The 14,732-nt window shown below is 67.8% G+C and carries 11 protein-coding genes; 3 read left to right on the top strand and 8 right to left on the bottom strand.

From position 1 onward, the window contains the following. Nucleotides 1–124: 124 nt before the first annotated feature. The 4 genes from C3B44_RS02105 to eccCa form a co-directional block, all read right to left on the bottom strand. Nucleotides 125–412, bottom strand: a complete 288-nt coding sequence (locus tag C3B44_RS02105; RefSeq protein WP_108430908.1) for a WXG100 family type VII secretion target — start codon at nt 410–412, stop codon at nt 125–127. 29 nt (nt 413–441) lie between these two features. Next, nucleotides 442–759, bottom strand: coding sequence for a WXG100 family type VII secretion target (locus C3B44_RS02100; protein WP_108430907.1), 318 nt, complete (start codon nt 757–759; stop codon nt 442–444). A 90-nt stretch (nt 760–849) separates the two neighbouring features. Then, nucleotides 850–1,836 (bottom strand): type VII secretion-associated protein, encoded by a 987-nt coding sequence (locus C3B44_RS02095; protein ID WP_108430906.1) that lies wholly within the window; start codon nt 1,834–1,836, stop codon nt 850–852. Continuing rightward, on the bottom strand, nt 1,833–5,336 hold the full coding sequence (gene eccCa, locus C3B44_RS02090) for a type VII secretion protein EccCa (RefSeq protein ID WP_235840348.1): 3,504 nt from the start codon (nt 5,334–5,336) through the stop codon (nt 1,833–1,835). Before eccCa ends, C3B44_RS02095 begins: the two co-directional genes overlap by 4 nt. A 531-nt stretch (nt 5,337–5,867) precedes the next feature. On the opposite strand from eccCa, the gene eccD reads away from it, so the two are divergent. From eccD to C3B44_RS02070, 3 genes are all read left to right on the top strand, one after another. Next, nucleotides 5,868–7,139, top strand: a complete 1,272-nt coding sequence (gene eccD / locus C3B44_RS02080) for a type VII secretion integral membrane protein EccD (RefSeq protein ID WP_158268612.1) — start codon at nt 5,868–5,870, stop codon at nt 7,137–7,139. Between the two features lie 80 nt (nt 7,140–7,219). After that, on the top strand, nt 7,220–7,894 hold the full coding sequence (locus C3B44_RS02075; protein WP_158268611.1) for a S8 family serine peptidase: 675 nt from the start codon (nt 7,220–7,222) through the stop codon (nt 7,892–7,894). Continuing rightward, a complete protein-coding gene (locus C3B44_RS02070; protein WP_158268610.1) occupies nt 7,875–8,300 on the top strand; it encodes a S8 family serine peptidase in 426 nt (141 codons plus the stop codon). The genes C3B44_RS02075 and C3B44_RS02070 overlap by 20 nt, the downstream gene beginning before the upstream one ends. Before the next feature lie 236 nt (nt 8,301–8,536). Here C3B44_RS02070 and C3B44_RS02065 read toward each other — a convergent pair whose 3' ends face one another. The 4 genes from C3B44_RS02065 to C3B44_RS02050 are packed head-to-tail and all read right to left on the bottom strand — an operon-like array spanning nt 8,537 to nt 14,732. Further along, on the bottom strand, nt 8,537–9,850 hold the full coding sequence (locus C3B44_RS02065) for an SAM-dependent methyltransferase (RefSeq protein ID WP_235840347.1): 1,314 nt from the start codon (nt 9,848–9,850) through the stop codon (nt 8,537–8,539). A 20-nt stretch (nt 9,851–9,870) separates the two neighbouring features. Further along, entirely contained in the window at nt 9,871–11,394 is a 1,524-nt protein-coding gene (locus C3B44_RS02060; protein WP_108430899.1) for an FAD-binding oxidoreductase, read from the bottom strand. A gap of 30 nt (nt 11,395–11,424) precedes the next feature. Then, entirely contained in the window at nt 11,425–12,654 is a 1,230-nt protein-coding gene (eccB, locus tag C3B44_RS02055; RefSeq protein ID WP_108430898.1) for a type VII secretion protein EccB, read from the bottom strand. 32 nt (nt 12,655–12,686) lie between these two features. Next, entirely contained in the window at nt 12,687–14,732 is a 2,046-nt protein-coding gene (locus tag C3B44_RS02050) for a DUF6541 family protein (RefSeq protein WP_146183445.1), read from the bottom strand.

Raw genomic sequence — 14,732 nt, 5'->3', positions numbered from 1 at the left:
TCTGTGTCAGAAGCATTCCCCCAAATGCTTCCGACGCAGACATCCCTACCGTGACAGCGCGCGGGCGTGCTCAAGCATCTGCCCCCGAGGCCGGGATGAGCCCGCGGCGCTGGGTGTGCGGTGGTTACTGCCAGGAGGCGGCGGCGCGACGGTTGATGTCGCTCATGTTGGCGTTGCCCTCGGCGAGAGTGGTGGAAATGGTGGACAAGATGGTGTTGAGTTCGGCGGCGGCAGCATCCCACTGGGCCTGGGCGGCCTGGTAGGCGGCAGCCGAGTCACCCTCCCAGGCCTCGATCATGGGCTGGAGCTGACGCTTGAGGTCGTCGAGCTCGCCGGCGATGCGGGCGGAGGTGTTCTGGATGTCGGCCGAGCCGGCCTCGATCTCACCGAACTGGTACTTGATCTGGCTCATGGATAGTTCCTCTCCTTGCGTGGTTCCTACTAGAGGTTCAGGCCCGGGGTGGCCACGGCGTTGAACGCCTGGGCGTTAGTGGCCTCAACGTCCGAGAAGTTGTGGGCGTTGGAGCGCAGGTTGTCGGAGATCGACGCCAGCGCCTCCTGCAGCTGGTGGGCGGCGGTGTTGTAGCGCTCCATCAGGTTGTCGAAGCTGACCTGGGCGTTGCCGGCCCAGGCCCCGCGCAGGCCGTCGACGACGCCGCGCAGGCGGTTGAGTTCGGCCTGGACGTTCGAGTTCACGCCGTCCACGTTGCCGGCAGTGGCAACCATGACCTCGGATTCGGTACGAAACATCTGGCTCATCTTCGCGATGGTCCCTTCCTGTGTGAGTGGCGGGCAGTAGCGAAAGGAGTTCTTCTTCTCTTTCCTTCCGCACCGATATATGACTGGGCTTTAGGTCAACTGGTTCCCGGCACGTACCCCGGAATCTGCGATTGTTAAAGAATCCACCGCCATCGTGCACGCGGCGTGTTGTGCTACCGAGGCTTCGGCACGCGTGTGGCAGCCGACGGAGACCTGCTCAGTGCCTTCGGTCCAGCTAGTCCAGCGCACCTGGGAGCCATCCTCGGGGTATTCGACATAAGCCGCGCGCTCGCCTTCGCGGTGGAATTCGGCGAGCTCGTCGTCCATGCCGACCTGGCGTTCCAGCTCCGCATACAGGGCCTCCTGGCTGATGCCGTGCAGCGGATCGGTGGCTATCAGGATGCGCAGCTCCGGATCGGGGCCGGTTGCGCGCAGTACATCGCCGTCTTCTTCTATAGCGAATCCCTCGGGCAGCTCGACGGAGATCTCGCCGGCTTCCAGCACGACACTCGCCGGCCTCTCCGGCTCCGGCTCTGGCGATACAGACTCCTCCGGTTCTACCTGCACAGCCGGGGGTTCTTCTACCACCTCCGAACCGGCGCCGGCAACCGCGCGCAGCCCAAACCACACCACTCCCCCGACCAAGATGAACACCGCGACAGCGATCGCCACCAGCGTCATCAGCCGGGAGGGATCGTCGCTGGCCAGGCGGTGTTTGCCCGCAGCACCAGCCGACACCTCCGCAAACTCGCCGGTATCGGGCCCCTCGGGCGCGGCGTCCGCTATGCCGGGTTCCTCCACCGCCACGCCGGCGGTGGCGAAGAGCCGGTGCAAGGTCTCGGCGATCTCGTCGTCAGCATCGATGGTTACTGCGACCTCCGGCCAGACCTCGCCGGCGAGCGTGCGCACCTGATCGACGACCGCGTTCGCCGCCCAGCCCTCCGTGATGCCGCGGGCGGGCAGGTCGTAGCGGTAGACGACGTCGGAGGGGCGCAGGCCGTCGAAAACCGTCGCGGAGTCGAAGACCGTCACCCCGAGCGTCGGGTTGCCGGTGCGTGGGGCGGCGAGATTCGTCATGGCGTGTCCTTCCTCGCGATCTGACAGGTGCCGACGACACCACCGCGCGCCACATACGTCCCTCGCCCCGGCGGCTGGGTGGTGGGGTTAACGCCGAAGAGCGTGCCGTCGTCGCGGTCGGCCGAAAGCACGATCGCGGCGTGTTGTTCCTTACGCACCGCGGCGAGCAGCCCGGAGAACAACGCCCGTCCAATCCCACCGGAGCGCCGCGCAATAACCAGGTGCAGCCCGATATCGCGGGCGTGCGGGATGAGCTCGAGCAGCGCGTGGATATCGTTGTCGGCAACGAGGTCGAGATCGTCGATGACCACGTAGATCTCCGGGCCCGACCACCAGGAGCGTTCCTTCAGCTCGGCCACCGAAATGTCCTGGTCGGGAAGGCGCGCGCTCAGCGTGGCGACGGTATCGCGCACCACCTGCCCCACCGCGGTCGACGAGGCGGCGTAGGCGGCGAGCATGGCCTCATCAATGCGCCCGAGGTGAGCCCGGCGCGGGTCGATGACCACGAGGCGGGCGCGCTTAGGGCCCAGGCCCACGATGCCGTGCATGATCGTGGCCAGCGCCGTGGATTTGCCGGCACCTGCCTGGCCGGTGATGACGAGGTGGCCATCGTCGTCACGCCAGGACAGCGTCTCCAGCGCCGGGCCGCCGCGGCCGAAGGCCACGGGGACGCTGGTATCGAGTTCGGAAAGCTGCAGCTGGGCGGGCAGTTCCTTGAGCGCGGGCACGGGCTCTCCGGCGGTGGTGGCGCGGATGTGTTCGATGTCTTGGGCGGCGGTGTGCGCGATGAGCATCTGGGATCCATCCGGCGCAAGACCGCGCCCAGGGTGGGTGGGCAGGCGTTTTTGGGCCTTGCGGTCGATAACGGAGTCGAGGGGTTCGACGAGTCGCAGCTCGATGCGGTGGGTGATCAGATCGCGCAGGGCCGGGCGGATGGTCGACCAGCGCGGCGTCGATAAGATGAGGTGCACGCGCGCGGCCGGGCCGTCGGCGGCGAGCCGGGTGACGGGATCGACGAGGTCGTCGAGCTCGCCTCCCGTGGTCGCGATCGCGTGCCAGCCGTCGATGACTAAGAAGGTGTGGCGCTTTTCTGGCTTATCGACGAGTGCGCCCACCTCATCCACGATCCGCCGAATGCGCTCTTCATTGCTGCGATCGGCGTAGCCGGCGACGTGCGGGAGGCGGGCGAGGTGCGCCAGTGCGCTGCCGAAGTCGATGATGTAGAAGCGCGCGGTGGAGGTATCGGCCGTGACGGCCGCGGAGGCAACGAGCGTGCGCAACGCACCGGATTTGCCGCTTTGCGGACCACCGCAGACAGCGACGTGCCCGCCGCCGGCCTTCAGGTCAATGCGCAGCGGGTCCTGGCGCTGGCGATACGGGCGATCGATAATGCCGATGACCGGCTGCAACGCCGGTTCTTCCTCCGCCACGGCGGAAAGCTCGAGCATCTCCGGCAGCGGATCGAGCCAGATCCGGTGCGCGGACAGCCCGCGGATCTCGGCGGCGCCTTGGGCGGCGGTGACGACGGCGTCGAGAAGCGTGTGATCCTCCTCGATCGTCTCGGTGATATCGGGCTCCGCTGCCGGTTCGACGCCGGTGAAGCGTCGTACGCTCGTCTCAGGTTGAACAGGGCTACGGCGGATGTGGCGGCGGGCGGGCCCAGAGACGTAGGCAGCCTGGAAGCGCACGAGGCGCTGGGCGTCGGTACGCAAGAAACCGGCACCGGGCCGGGCGGGCAGTTCGTGGGCGTCGGCAACGCCTAAGACCTGGCGGGATTCGCCGGCGGAGAAGGTCTTCAGCCCGATGCGATAGGACAGGTGCGAATCCAGGCCGCGGAGCTTGCCTTCCTCGAGGCGCTGGGAGGCCAAAAGGAGGTGTACTCCCAGCGAGCGTCCGAGGCGACCGATGGCGACGAAGAGGTCGGCGAAATCCGGGTGCTGGCCTAAAAGCTCGGAGAACTCGTCGACCACGATGACCAGGGCGGGCAGCGCCTCGAGATCCGGGCGCGTGCTGCGGCGCGCCTGGGCGTAGTCGGTGATGTTGGCGAAGTTCCCGGCCCGGCGCAGCACCTCCTGGCGACGGTTGAGCTCTCCGGACAGCGCGTCATACATGCGCTCGACGAGTACGGCCTCGTCTTCCAGGTTCGTGATCACCGCGGAGGTGTGCGGGAGCTTTTCACAACCCAAAAACGTCGCACCCCCCTTGAAGTCGACGAGCACGAGGTTCAGCTCACTCGGATCGTGGGTGAGCGACAGGCCGGCGACGAGGGTGCGCAAGAGCTCGGATTTTCCGGAGCCAGTCGCCCCGATGCACAGGCCGTGCGGGCCCATGCCGCCTTGGGCGGATTCCTTCATGTCGAGCTTCAACGGGGCGCCGGTCTCCGTCACGCCGATCGGGGTGACCAGGCGCGTGGACGCATGCGTACGCTGCGGCCACAGCCGTGCGGGGTCTAAGGATTCCACTCCCCCTAGCCCGACGAGGGCCAGCAGTTCGTTGCTGCTGCGGCCGGAGGCGTGCTCGGAGCGTCGATAAGCGGTCATCGCCCGCGCGTGCTGCGCCGCAGCTGCCGAGCTCAGTGCGTCGGGCGAGCCTAGATCCTCCGAGCCGGTCGCCGTGGTCACCGCGAGATGCTCGCCGACGCGCAACGCGATGCCCTCGGCCTCCGCGCGGTAGCGCAACGCACTGGCCGCCGAGCGGGTGTCGACCTCGATGAGGCAGGTGTAGGCCTCGTCGTCGATAAATGCCTCCGTGCCGTTCGTCATCGTCTCCGAGACGATGAGCACCCGATGCCGCGCCTTTGTCGGCTGGTGGGCGTGTGGGTACCACTTCAGCTCGTCGAAACCCCCGCCGACTAACTCGATGCCGAGCGTGTCCGGGCCGTGTGCCGTGGTCAGCTGGGCGATGAGCGCGCGGGTGAGCGCCGGTGCCTGCGGGCCGTTGAGGGAGAGGAAGCGAAACGCGCGCAGCTGAACCACCACGGGCATATCCGCCACCGTCGAGACCGCCGCGAGGGTGCGGCGTAGGCTCACCGCGCACACCGGCTCGAGATCCTCCGCCGCCCCGGAGTCCTTGACCTCCAGGGAGGTGCTCAAGGAGGCGGCGCCGGTGCCGAGGCGGACCTCGAGGACATCGTCGTCCTCCCCGGCGCGCTCCCACATGCGGGCGGTGCCGACGCGCGACAACAGCTCGTCGGGCGACGGGTGGCGGTGCAGCTCGTGCGAACGCTGCCGCGCGGCCGCCGAGAGCGCCTTCTCGCGCACGATCTGCAGGTGACGTAGGTAGGTGCGGCGCGTTTCGTCGACATCCCCCTCGCTCTGCGGCGGGGAGAACATCATGAGCATGGACACGCCCATCATGAGCGGCAGGACCAGCATCATCGGGCTGGCCGCGCGCCCGCCGGCGAACATGACGGCAACCATGGCCACCATCGCCGCGACCATGATCACCGGCATGAGGATCCGGATGATCGGCATCGGCTTCGGCCGCTGCGCGGCCGGCACCGCGTCGACGGTGATGGTGCCGGAAGGTTACGGTGGAGCCGGCTCCCGCTGCCCAGGAGCTGGGGTCTCCACGATGTAATCGGACTGCTCAACAAGCACGCTCACGTGCGCATCCTTCCCCCGAAGGTGTGTCACTTCGCCACCGATTCCCCCGAATCCGTGGACACGCCCGCGATTCTAGGCGATGATGCCACTGTTGGCAGCGCTGTTTTTCTAGCCGGCCTTTCCTGCCCTCTCCACCCGGCTCAGCATCGCGTTGATCAGCAGGCAGGCGGCTAGAAACGCCGCGACAGACCCCGTGGCTTCGAACAGCGACTGCCCGAGAGTAATCGTGTAGCACCCGGAGGCGAAATTGAAGGCCCCTGAGCCAAGCAGCAGGGACGCCCCGGGGGTCCGCTCCACCCTTCCCCCTCCATGACGTAGATCACAGTGTACCGGTGGACAGGACTGCCGCCTTCCGCCATGATGAACACCATCGGCAGGTGGGGGGCCTGCCGGATTCACACGCACATATTTCGGGGGAGTACTGACATGCCTGCGCATTCACTGCGCCTGACCACCCGCCTGCACGTCGGCGGATTCCACCGCGAGATCGACCTGACGCTACCGACGTCCTCGGCGATCGCCGAGGTCCTTCCCGAAGTCCTCGAGCTCGCCGAAGCACCACAGATCACCCGGCCCTGGCGCGCCTCGACCGTCGGGGGCAAGGCGCTCGACATGTCCTCGCCGCTGGCGGAAACGGGCTTACATCACGGCCACGTGCTCGTGCTCACGCCGGCCGAGCCTGTCGACGCCCCCATCGTCCGCGACTCCGCCGAAGCACTCGTCGCCCATTCCTCGGGCCGCGGCGCCGTCGGCGGTCTCACCGCCGCCGTCATCACCGGCGCTTTCATGGCGATCACCCTGCTGAACAGCTACGTCGAGCTCGAATGGGCGCTGCTCGCCGGTGCCGTACTCGCGGTCATGAGCGCCCGCCAACACCCCCTTCTCGCCCTGCCCATCGCGGCGCTGGTCGCCTACGCCTGCGCCCGGCTGGTCACGGGAGGCTCGCTTATCGACGCCCCCACCTGGGCACTCATCACCGCCGCCTCGGCGGCGCTGGTGACACTGGCGGTGTTGGGACTGGTGGGTGCCGTCGGCACGCGTACGGCCGGCGGCATCGGTGCGGCCTCGGCGATCGCTTATGCCGCTTCTATCGGCGCTCTTCTGTCTTTCGAGGCCGCCGCGGCCAGCGCGCTGGTCGCCGGAGTGGCGCTGGTGACGTGCACCCCGGGGCTGGTGACCACCCTGGCCGGGCTGGAGGTACCGCGCCTGCCCACCGCCGGCCAGGACTTGGCCGTCGCCGATGGCAACCCTCCTGATACCGACGAACGCGCCCGGCGCGCCGGGCGCATCCACGATGGCATGAGCATCGGCACGGCCGCGGGGATGCTTGTGGCCCTGGGATATCTCGCGAGCCTCGACGGCTGGGCACCGCTTTTGTTGTCCCTGGCCATCGCGGGTGCGACGATCCTGCACGCCGCGCGTCACCGCCGCCTCGTGCCCGCCTGGGCGTTGAGCGCTGTGGGACTCGGCGCGCTGCTGGCGGCCGCCGAGGCGGCGGCGTCTGATCTCGCGGCGGTGATTGTCGGGATGGTCGCCCTCGTCGCTGTCACGGCCGGGCGCTGGGCCGACCACATACGCACCATGGCCCCGACCACCGCCGCCTGGTTGGAGCGCGCCGAGTTCGTCGCAGTTATCGCCGTGCTACCGCTGGCGGGGTGGGTCGGAGGACTCTTTGCCCTCATCAGGGGGTTGGGATGAGACGCTTACTCGCCTGCCTTCTCCCGTTAGCAGCCCTGGTCGCTGCGCCTTTGGCCACGGCCGAAGAGTGCGTCCGCGGCGTGCCCGCCCCTCCGCCTGAGCTGCCGCCTCGACCTGTCGCGGAGCCGAAGCTTCATGATTTCGCCACCGGCGCCGGGGTCACCGTCGCGGTGATCGATACCGGAATCCATCCCCACCCGGAGCTTCTCCACTTAGAGCCCGGCCACGACGTCACGAACGCCGCCGTTTCCGACCCGCACCACGACTGCGACGGTCACGGCACCGCCGTCGCCGGCATCATCGCGACGCAGACCTCCGGAATCGCCCCGGACGCACGCATCGTGCCGATCCGGCAGACCACCGCCTACGCCCGCATGCCCGCCGGCCACGGCGATGAGGGCGAGGGCACCCTGGCCTCGCTGACTGCGGCGATTCACTTAGCTCTCGACGAAGGCGCCGACATCATCAACGTCTCCGTCGTGGCCTGCACCGACGCCGAAGTCGACGACCACGAGCTCAACGAGGCGCTCCGGCGTGCCGAAGAGGACAACGCGGTCATCGTCGCCGCGGCCGGCAACCGGACCACCGACTGCCACGACCACGCCACCGTCTATCCGACGCATGCCCCCACCGTCATCGGGGTCCAAGCCACCCAAGGCTCCGCCGAGGCCGCGGAGTATTCGCTCACCCTCCCCCCCGGATCAGCCACGCCTGAGCGCTCCCGGTCACGTGCCAGTGGCTTTAGCCCCGGATAGCGACGGCTGGGTCTCCGCCATCACCCCACCCAATGGGGAGAACCAAGAGTTTCACGGCACCAGCTTCGCCGCCCCAGTGGTCGCGGGCACGGCGGCGCTTCTGCGCGAACGCTACCCCGAGTATTCCGCCGCTGAGCTGCGCGAACACCTCTTCGCCAGCGCGCAGTCCACGACCGATTCACTCGATCCGCTCGCCGCGCTCACCACTCGGCCTGCGCCTACGCCGGAATACCGGACCGCGGCGATCACGGCGCCGGTGGCCGAGGAGCACTCCGTCGATCTGCGGGTGCTCATCGTCTTGGCGAGCGTGATGGTCGTCCTCGCGATCGCGACCGGGCTGCGCCGCCCGCCGGCGCCGGCGCGGAGACGACGCCGGCTCACGAACCTCTTTAAGGAAGAACCTTAAGGGGCTCCGAATCGGACTCGTTTTGCGGACCCGCGTCGAAATGCGGGTGGCAGAGGGCTGGAGGGCCGGACGGCCATGCGGCTGTATCGCTTTCGTGCGCCTGGTCGAAAGGAGCCTTACAGAAAGGAGTCCCGCGCGGTCGAAACGAGCACTCCTTTAGATGCCACTCATTTCGACCAGCGCTAGCGCGTCATGCGAATGCAGTCCGAACCGAACCACCACCACGCCCCAAGACCCTAGTCCTCGAGCTCCCAGGTGGAGTCTCGCCACCAGCGGCGCTCGGGGACGTCGCCGCGCGATTTGTCGTCGAGAAGCTTGACGCCGAGCACGTGGTGGAGCTGCACGACATCGTGCTCGAAGCCCCACTGCGAGCCCGCCATGTACATGCCCCACAGCTTGGCGGTGTTCTCGCCGACCAGCTCGACGGCCTTGTCCCAGTTGTCCTTCAGGTTGAGGCACCAGTGGCGCAGGGTACGGGCGTAGTCGAAACGCAGGTTCTCCTCGTGGAGGACCTCGAAGCCGTTGGACTGCATGTCGCGCACGATGATGCCGGAGCCGGCGAGCTCGCCGTCCGGGAAGATGTAGCGGTCGATGAAGCCGCCGCGCTGCGTCTGGTGGTTGTCCGGGTAGGTGATGCAGTGGTTGAGCATGAGCCCGCCGGGCACCAGCTTGTCGGAGAGGAACCGGAAGTAGGAGGGGTAGTTGTCCACGCCGATGTGCTCGGCCAGGCCGATCGAGGAGACCGCGTCGAAGCCGGATTCTTCGGTGTCGCGGTAGTCGGCGTAGCGGATCTCCGCGACGTCGTCGAGGCCTTCGTCGATAAGCCGCTGCTGGCCATAGTCCGCCTGCTCCTTCGACAGCGTCACGCCCAGGGCGCGCACCCCGCGGCGGGCGGCGTAGCGGACCATGCCGCCCCAGCCGCAGCCGACGTCGAGAAGCGTCTTGCCCTCTTCGAGGCGCAGCTTTTCGTAGACGAGCCGGAACTTGTTGTCCTGGGCCTCATCGAGGGTGGCGTCCGGGTGCGGGTAATAGGCGCAGGTGTAGGTCATTTCCTCGCCCAAGAAGAGCTCGTAGAAGTCGTTGCCGACGTCATAGTGCGAGGAGATCACGTCGGCGTCGCGCTCCTTGGAGTGCCGCGACAGGCCCTGGCGCAGGGAGCGCTCGAGCCAGCCGGCGCGCTCGACCTCGGGCACGGGCTGGATGCGCAGAGCGCCGTGGTGTCCCAGGGAGCGGTAAATCTTGGCGATCTCGCCGAGGCTCGGTTTGCGGAAGTTGTCATAAAGCTCGCGCAGCGAGTCGAAGATGCCATAAGGGTATGCGAGGTGCTCGCCCTCGACGGTGAGCCCGCCGGTCATCCAGGCGCGCGCGAAACCGAGATCGCCCGGCGCGGTGGCGATATACGACAACCCCTCCGGGTTGTGAATGCGCACTGTGTATTTGGCGTCCTCCGGACCGGTCGCCGACCCGTCGAAAACCTCCCAGCGAAAAGGGTTCGGTGGGGCCACGAGGGTTTCGATCATCTCAGCGATCGACATCGGGGTAAATGCCATGGTGTGTTCAGTCTCCTTTCTTAAGCACCGCTGACGGTCTTCTCGTAGAGGTCCGGGAAGCGTCCGGCAGGGTCATAGCGTTTCTTCAGTTGTCCGGGAAGCTCGCCGCCGTATAGCTCGGCGAACTCCTCGCGGGTGTAGAAGGCCTCCGAGTATAGCGACTTATGCCCGCCGAGCTCGCTGACCTTCTTCTCAATGACCCGGTTGAACGCCCCGGGCTCGGCGTCGGCGGAGACGTGATCGCCCGGCACCGCCGACCAGAATCCGGCGTTGATCCAGGTCACGCCCGGACCGAGGGGGTAGAGGGGCCAGGGGGAGTCAGCGTCGGCAAGCACGTCGCCGCTGCCTGCCAGCTTTTCGACGCCGCCGCGCAACCGAATCGGGCACAGCCACATGGGCTGGATGTCGCTCGCGGAGAAGAACCACTCGATCCACTCCGGGAGGCGATCGACGGTGACCTCGATGTCTTGGACCACGCGTTCGCGGTGCGGCAGGCCATTGGGCCGGTTGATGAGGTTATGCTCGATGTCATAGCGGCGATCTAAGCCTATGAGCTTCCAGTAGAACGACGAGCGCAGAAGATCACGCGGCCACAGCTTCCTAACGGTGGGGTTTTGCGCCCCGAACGCGCGCGAGCACCAGAACCAGTCGACGTCCCAGCGCCAGATGTAGTCGCGGATGCTTAAGCGATCGCGCAGGATGCCCTCGGGGTGCTGGATCGAGCGGTAGTAGATCTGCTCGCGGGTGTAGTCGGAGGTCGGCCCGGCCTTGTCGGTGCCGCACGCAATGACCAAGTAGAGCTCGTGAGGCGAAAACGCCACGCCGTCGAGCCCGTGGATGGTGCGCCCCTCGAAGGTGCCGGCCTCGACGATCTCCCCCATCGCCTCGGCGTAGGTCTGCGGGTCGTGGAAACGCACGTGGGCGAGATCGACGTAGTCGTGGACTTCTTCGAGCTCGATCTTCAGGCGCACGGCGTAGCCGAGGCTGCCGTAGGAGTTCGGGAAGCCGCGGAAGAGGTCGACGTTCTCCTCCGGGGAGGCGGTGACGATCTCGCCGGTGCCGGTGAGGATATCCATCTCGAGGACGGCCTCGTGCGGCAGGCCGTTGCGGAAGGAGGTGGACTCCACACCCATGCCGGTCACCGCCCCGCCCAGCGTGATGGTTTTCAGCTGCGGGATGACCGTCGGGGCGAGCCCATAAGGCAGGCAGGCATCGACTAAGTCCTCGTAGGTGCACATGCCCTGCACGTCGGCGGTGCCGGCGACGGGGTCAATGGCGATGACCCCGTTAAGCCCGCTGACATCGAGGCCCACGTTATCGGCGTGCCGACCCCGAAAGAGGTTCGAGGTCTTCTTCGCCAGGCGTACGCGCCGGCCAGCCGGGACGTTACGGAAGCTCTCCAGCAGCCTCTCGACGGCCCGATCGTGCTCATAGAACCCGACCGGCTGCCGCCGCCGATAGTCAAGCCCCCTTCCGGGCAGGAGACGCCCCACCCCGTCCGAGACTCGACCCAGAGCACCGACCAGCTTTTTACTCAATCCCATGTCAGGCCACTTTAACTAAACCTTGAAGATTTAGCCCGACGAGTCCCCGCTCAAGACTTCCTCCCGGTTGAGTGCGGGGCCTTCCGGCAGCAGGCCCACGAGCTCCCATCCCACCCGATGCGCCTCCGGCAGGCCGAGTGCCTGCACCGACGCCGCATCAGTGTCGTGGATGACCCCGGTTGCGGTCACCACGTGCAGGCCGTGCCCCGTATCGACGGCCACCGCCCCGCCGTCCAGCCCCACCAGCGCATCAAGCTCGGTCTCGCCGACCAGCTGCGTCTCGCCGGACGGCGCCTGCGCGAGCACCCCTGCCCCGCCGCCGGCAAGCGCGCAGAGGTGGCGTTCCGCGGGATCGAGAAACTCCGGGTGTATCTCCGGAAGGGGTGGCGGGGCGGCGTCGGCACGCGTCCCCAGCTCGGCTACCTCCGCCTGCCGGCTTTCCGCGCCCGCGTGGGCGAGGATCTCCGCCTGCAGCTGGCTGAGCGGCGCGATCGTCTCGCCGTTTTCGGCCCAGTAGCCGGTCTCGGTCTCGACGACGACGGGCAGAGGCTCCGGCACCGCGACCGGCCGGTGCTCGGCGAGCGCGTTGATGAGCGTGGGCGGCGCCTGAGCCACCGGGGTCTCCGGGGTGATCCCCAGACCGCGGCGCACCGCGCCGCCGGCGTCGCTTTCGGCGTCCGGCAGGAGGCGGCGGCCGTGGCTAGTGACCAGCCAGTCGTCGATAAGCACGGCCTCGTTATCGGCGAGCGGCGTCGGTGCCGGCGCGCCGGGGCCGAGCAGAACCTGCCGGCCGGACGGGGAGACGCACACGGCCCAGGTGTCGTTCTCCCCCGGCGCATCGCTGGCCAGCAGGTCGGGTGCCCGGGTGATGCCGAGCGGTGGCCCCTTGTCCACCCCGCGCAGATGCTCCTGGCCTATCGCCTGCGCCTGCGCCTCGCCGCCGACGATGAGGCGCGCAGAGGTGAGGTTGTCCACGGGGTGGAGGCGTTCATCGATACGCACGTAGAGCTGGCCGGAATCCGCTCGCAGCAGATCCGCCTCCCCGGGATCCGGCTGCGGGTTGAGCCAGGCGAACAACCCGGCGCCGAGCATGCCGAGCACCACGGCGACGCAGCCGAAGATCACCCCGCGGGTGCGGGTGCGCAGCGGGTCGTGGATCATGCGGATATCGCCGAAAACCAGCCCGTGTTCGACGCGGCGGCGCAAGAAGCGATGCCCGGAGACCTGGGCACGGGTGGTCGGCAGAAAAGGCGAACTCATCTAGAAAACTCATCTCCCCGATGATGAAGTTTTTAGCCGATGTCGCTTACCTTACGTTCTGGGAGGGGATCCGGCGACTCGGAACGCATGCGCTTCAGCTCGTCGTCGTCGAATTTGTCGTTGACCGCGAAGATGATCACATCGCCGTCGCGGTAGACGGGGGTAGCGCCCTCGGCGTTGAACAGGCCGTACCACAGCTGGTAGTTGACCAGCTGCTGCGCCCAGAACGGGCCCGGGGACAAGACGAAGTAGTGCATGTTCAGCTCGTCGGCGGCGCAGTCGACGAAGTTCTTCTCGCCGTCGCCACCGCCGGCGGTGCCCTCGCCGAGCAGGTCCGTGTCCGAGTAGAGGCGCGTGGTGGCGGATTCGCGCATAGACGTCGGCCACTGGTAGTGGCGGTGCAGGCTCGGCAGGCCGTTGTAGGGATACATCCAGCCATAGCCTTCGGCCGGATCTCCGCCGATGAGCCCCTCGTAGGCGTGTGGCTGGCGGGCCAGCCAGTCCCAGGCGCGCAGGTCGGCTGCGTTGACCATGCGGTCGTCTTCGCGCGGGGCGAGATATGACGCCCGGGCGCCGGGGCCGGAGACATGCAGCCCATACAGCGCCACCCCGGCGCCGACGGCCACCGCGAGCCCGCCGGCCAAAAGGTGCGGCCAGCGGCCTTCGAAGGGGGCGCCGCTTAATAGCCGGATGAGCACGGCGAGGCCGACGGCCGCGGCGGCGAACGTCATAATCGCCACGGGCATGATGAGGCGGTGGGCCGTGGAGTAGTGCAGCCCGGCGATGAGATCGAGAACCCCGAGGTCATAGGGCTTCAACGCGTGGGCGGTCAGCCACAGGCTGAACCCATAAAACAGCGGGGCCCAGAGGTTGCGGTACCACACCAGGGCGGTGATCCCGCCGATCGCGGCGAGGACGAGCACCAGGGTCATGTCGTTACCCGGGAAGAACTGGCTGACGTGCCGGGTGTCCATGGTCAGCGCCTCGAGCCAGGCCTCTTCGCGGGTCACGGCGCCGTCGGAAGTCGTCCAGTCGATCACCTCCTCGGCCTGGCCGCTGCCGAAGAGCAGCTGCGGCAGGATCACCAGCGCGCCCGTCAGCCCCGTCAGCGCGATGACCCCGAGGTCTTTGAGCCGGGAGCGCGCCGGCCGGATGAGCAGGTGGGTCAGCCAGTAGAAGCCGGCGATGAGCACCACCGTGGTCACCGCCGAGGGGTGCAGCTGGGTGATGCCCGCCAGCGCGAGCGCGGCGGCGAACGCCCAGGCCGGCTGGTGCGGCAGGGTGGCAAAAAGGATCGCGACGGCCGCCGAGGCGGTCACCCCCGCGACATAAGGCCAGGCGCCGACGTAGTTGCCGATCCAGATGACCGTCGGGATCATCATCGCGCTGGCGGCGGCCAGGCCGGCGGCGATCGACGCCGTGGTCGAGCGGTTGCCGACCATCTTCCACGCCACCAGCCCCAGTGAGATTGGCAGGGTGATCGCCGGGGCGATGATCGCCATCATGTTGATCGCGGCAATCGGGCTGGCCGGCGCCAGCTGCGTCACGAGCGCTGCGGCCGCGTGATAGGCCACCGGGTAGTAGTTGCTCGCCTCCGATTCGATGTTGAGCAGCTCGCCCATCCGGGTCGGCGAGGCCATGCCCTCTTCGGAGATGAAGCGCACCACGCTGGCGTGCCAGTGGGAATCCCAGCCCTGCACGACGGTCTCCAGGCCCCGCGGCAGCTGCGCCTGCCAGTACATCGGCAGCCCCATGGCCAGCCCGGCGCCCACCACCACGCCGGCGCCGGGCAGGATCGCCCGGATTGCTTCTCGACGGTCCACCGCCCACGCCCCCGGCCGAGTCAGCACCCGCCAGCCGAACGCGAGCCCGGCCAACACACAGGTGGCCAGCAGGGCGGTCAGCGCATTGAAAGGGATCCCGACGACCCCATAGAGCCAGCCCGCCAGCCCATAAATGCTGAAGCTAATCGGTGCGGCGACAGCGAGACTCCAGACGGGTCGCAGCCCCGATAATGCTCCGACCACCAGTCCCGGCAGCACGATGACCAGCACAGTCATCACTGCTATGAGTCCCAC

Source organism: Corynebacterium yudongzhengii, from assembly GCF_003065405.1.
Classification (GTDB): domain Bacteria; phylum Actinomycetota; class Actinomycetes; order Mycobacteriales; family Mycobacteriaceae; genus Corynebacterium; species Corynebacterium yudongzhengii.
Note: the sequence above shows the minus strand (reverse complement) of the source record. Positions and strands in the feature narration are given on the sequence as shown.

Coding starts and splice junctions, on each gene's coding strand:
- C3B44_RS02095 (WP_108430906.1), bottom strand. CDS start 1,836: ATGACGAATCTCGCCGCCCCACGCACCGGCAACCCGACGCTCGGGGTG.
- C3B44_RS02105 (WP_108430908.1), bottom strand. CDS start 412: ATGAGCCAGATCAAGTACCAGTTCGGTGAGATCGAGGCCGGCTCGGCC.
- eccB (WP_108430898.1), bottom strand. CDS start 12,654: ATGAGTTCGCCTTTTCTGCCGACCACCCGTGCCCAGGTCTCCGGGCAT.
- eccD (WP_158268612.1), top strand. CDS start 5,868: ATGCCTGCGCATTCACTGCGCCTGACCACCCGCCTGCACGTCGGCGGA.
- C3B44_RS02065 (WP_235840347.1), bottom strand. CDS start 9,850: ATGGCATTTACCCCGATGTCGATCGCTGAGATGATCGAAACCCTCGTG.
- C3B44_RS02100 (WP_108430907.1), bottom strand. CDS start 759: ATGAGCCAGATGTTTCGTACCGAATCCGAGGTCATGGTTGCCACTGCC.
- C3B44_RS02060 (WP_108430899.1), bottom strand. CDS start 11,394: ATGGGATTGAGTAAAAAGCTGGTCGGTGCTCTGGGTCGAGTCTCGGAC.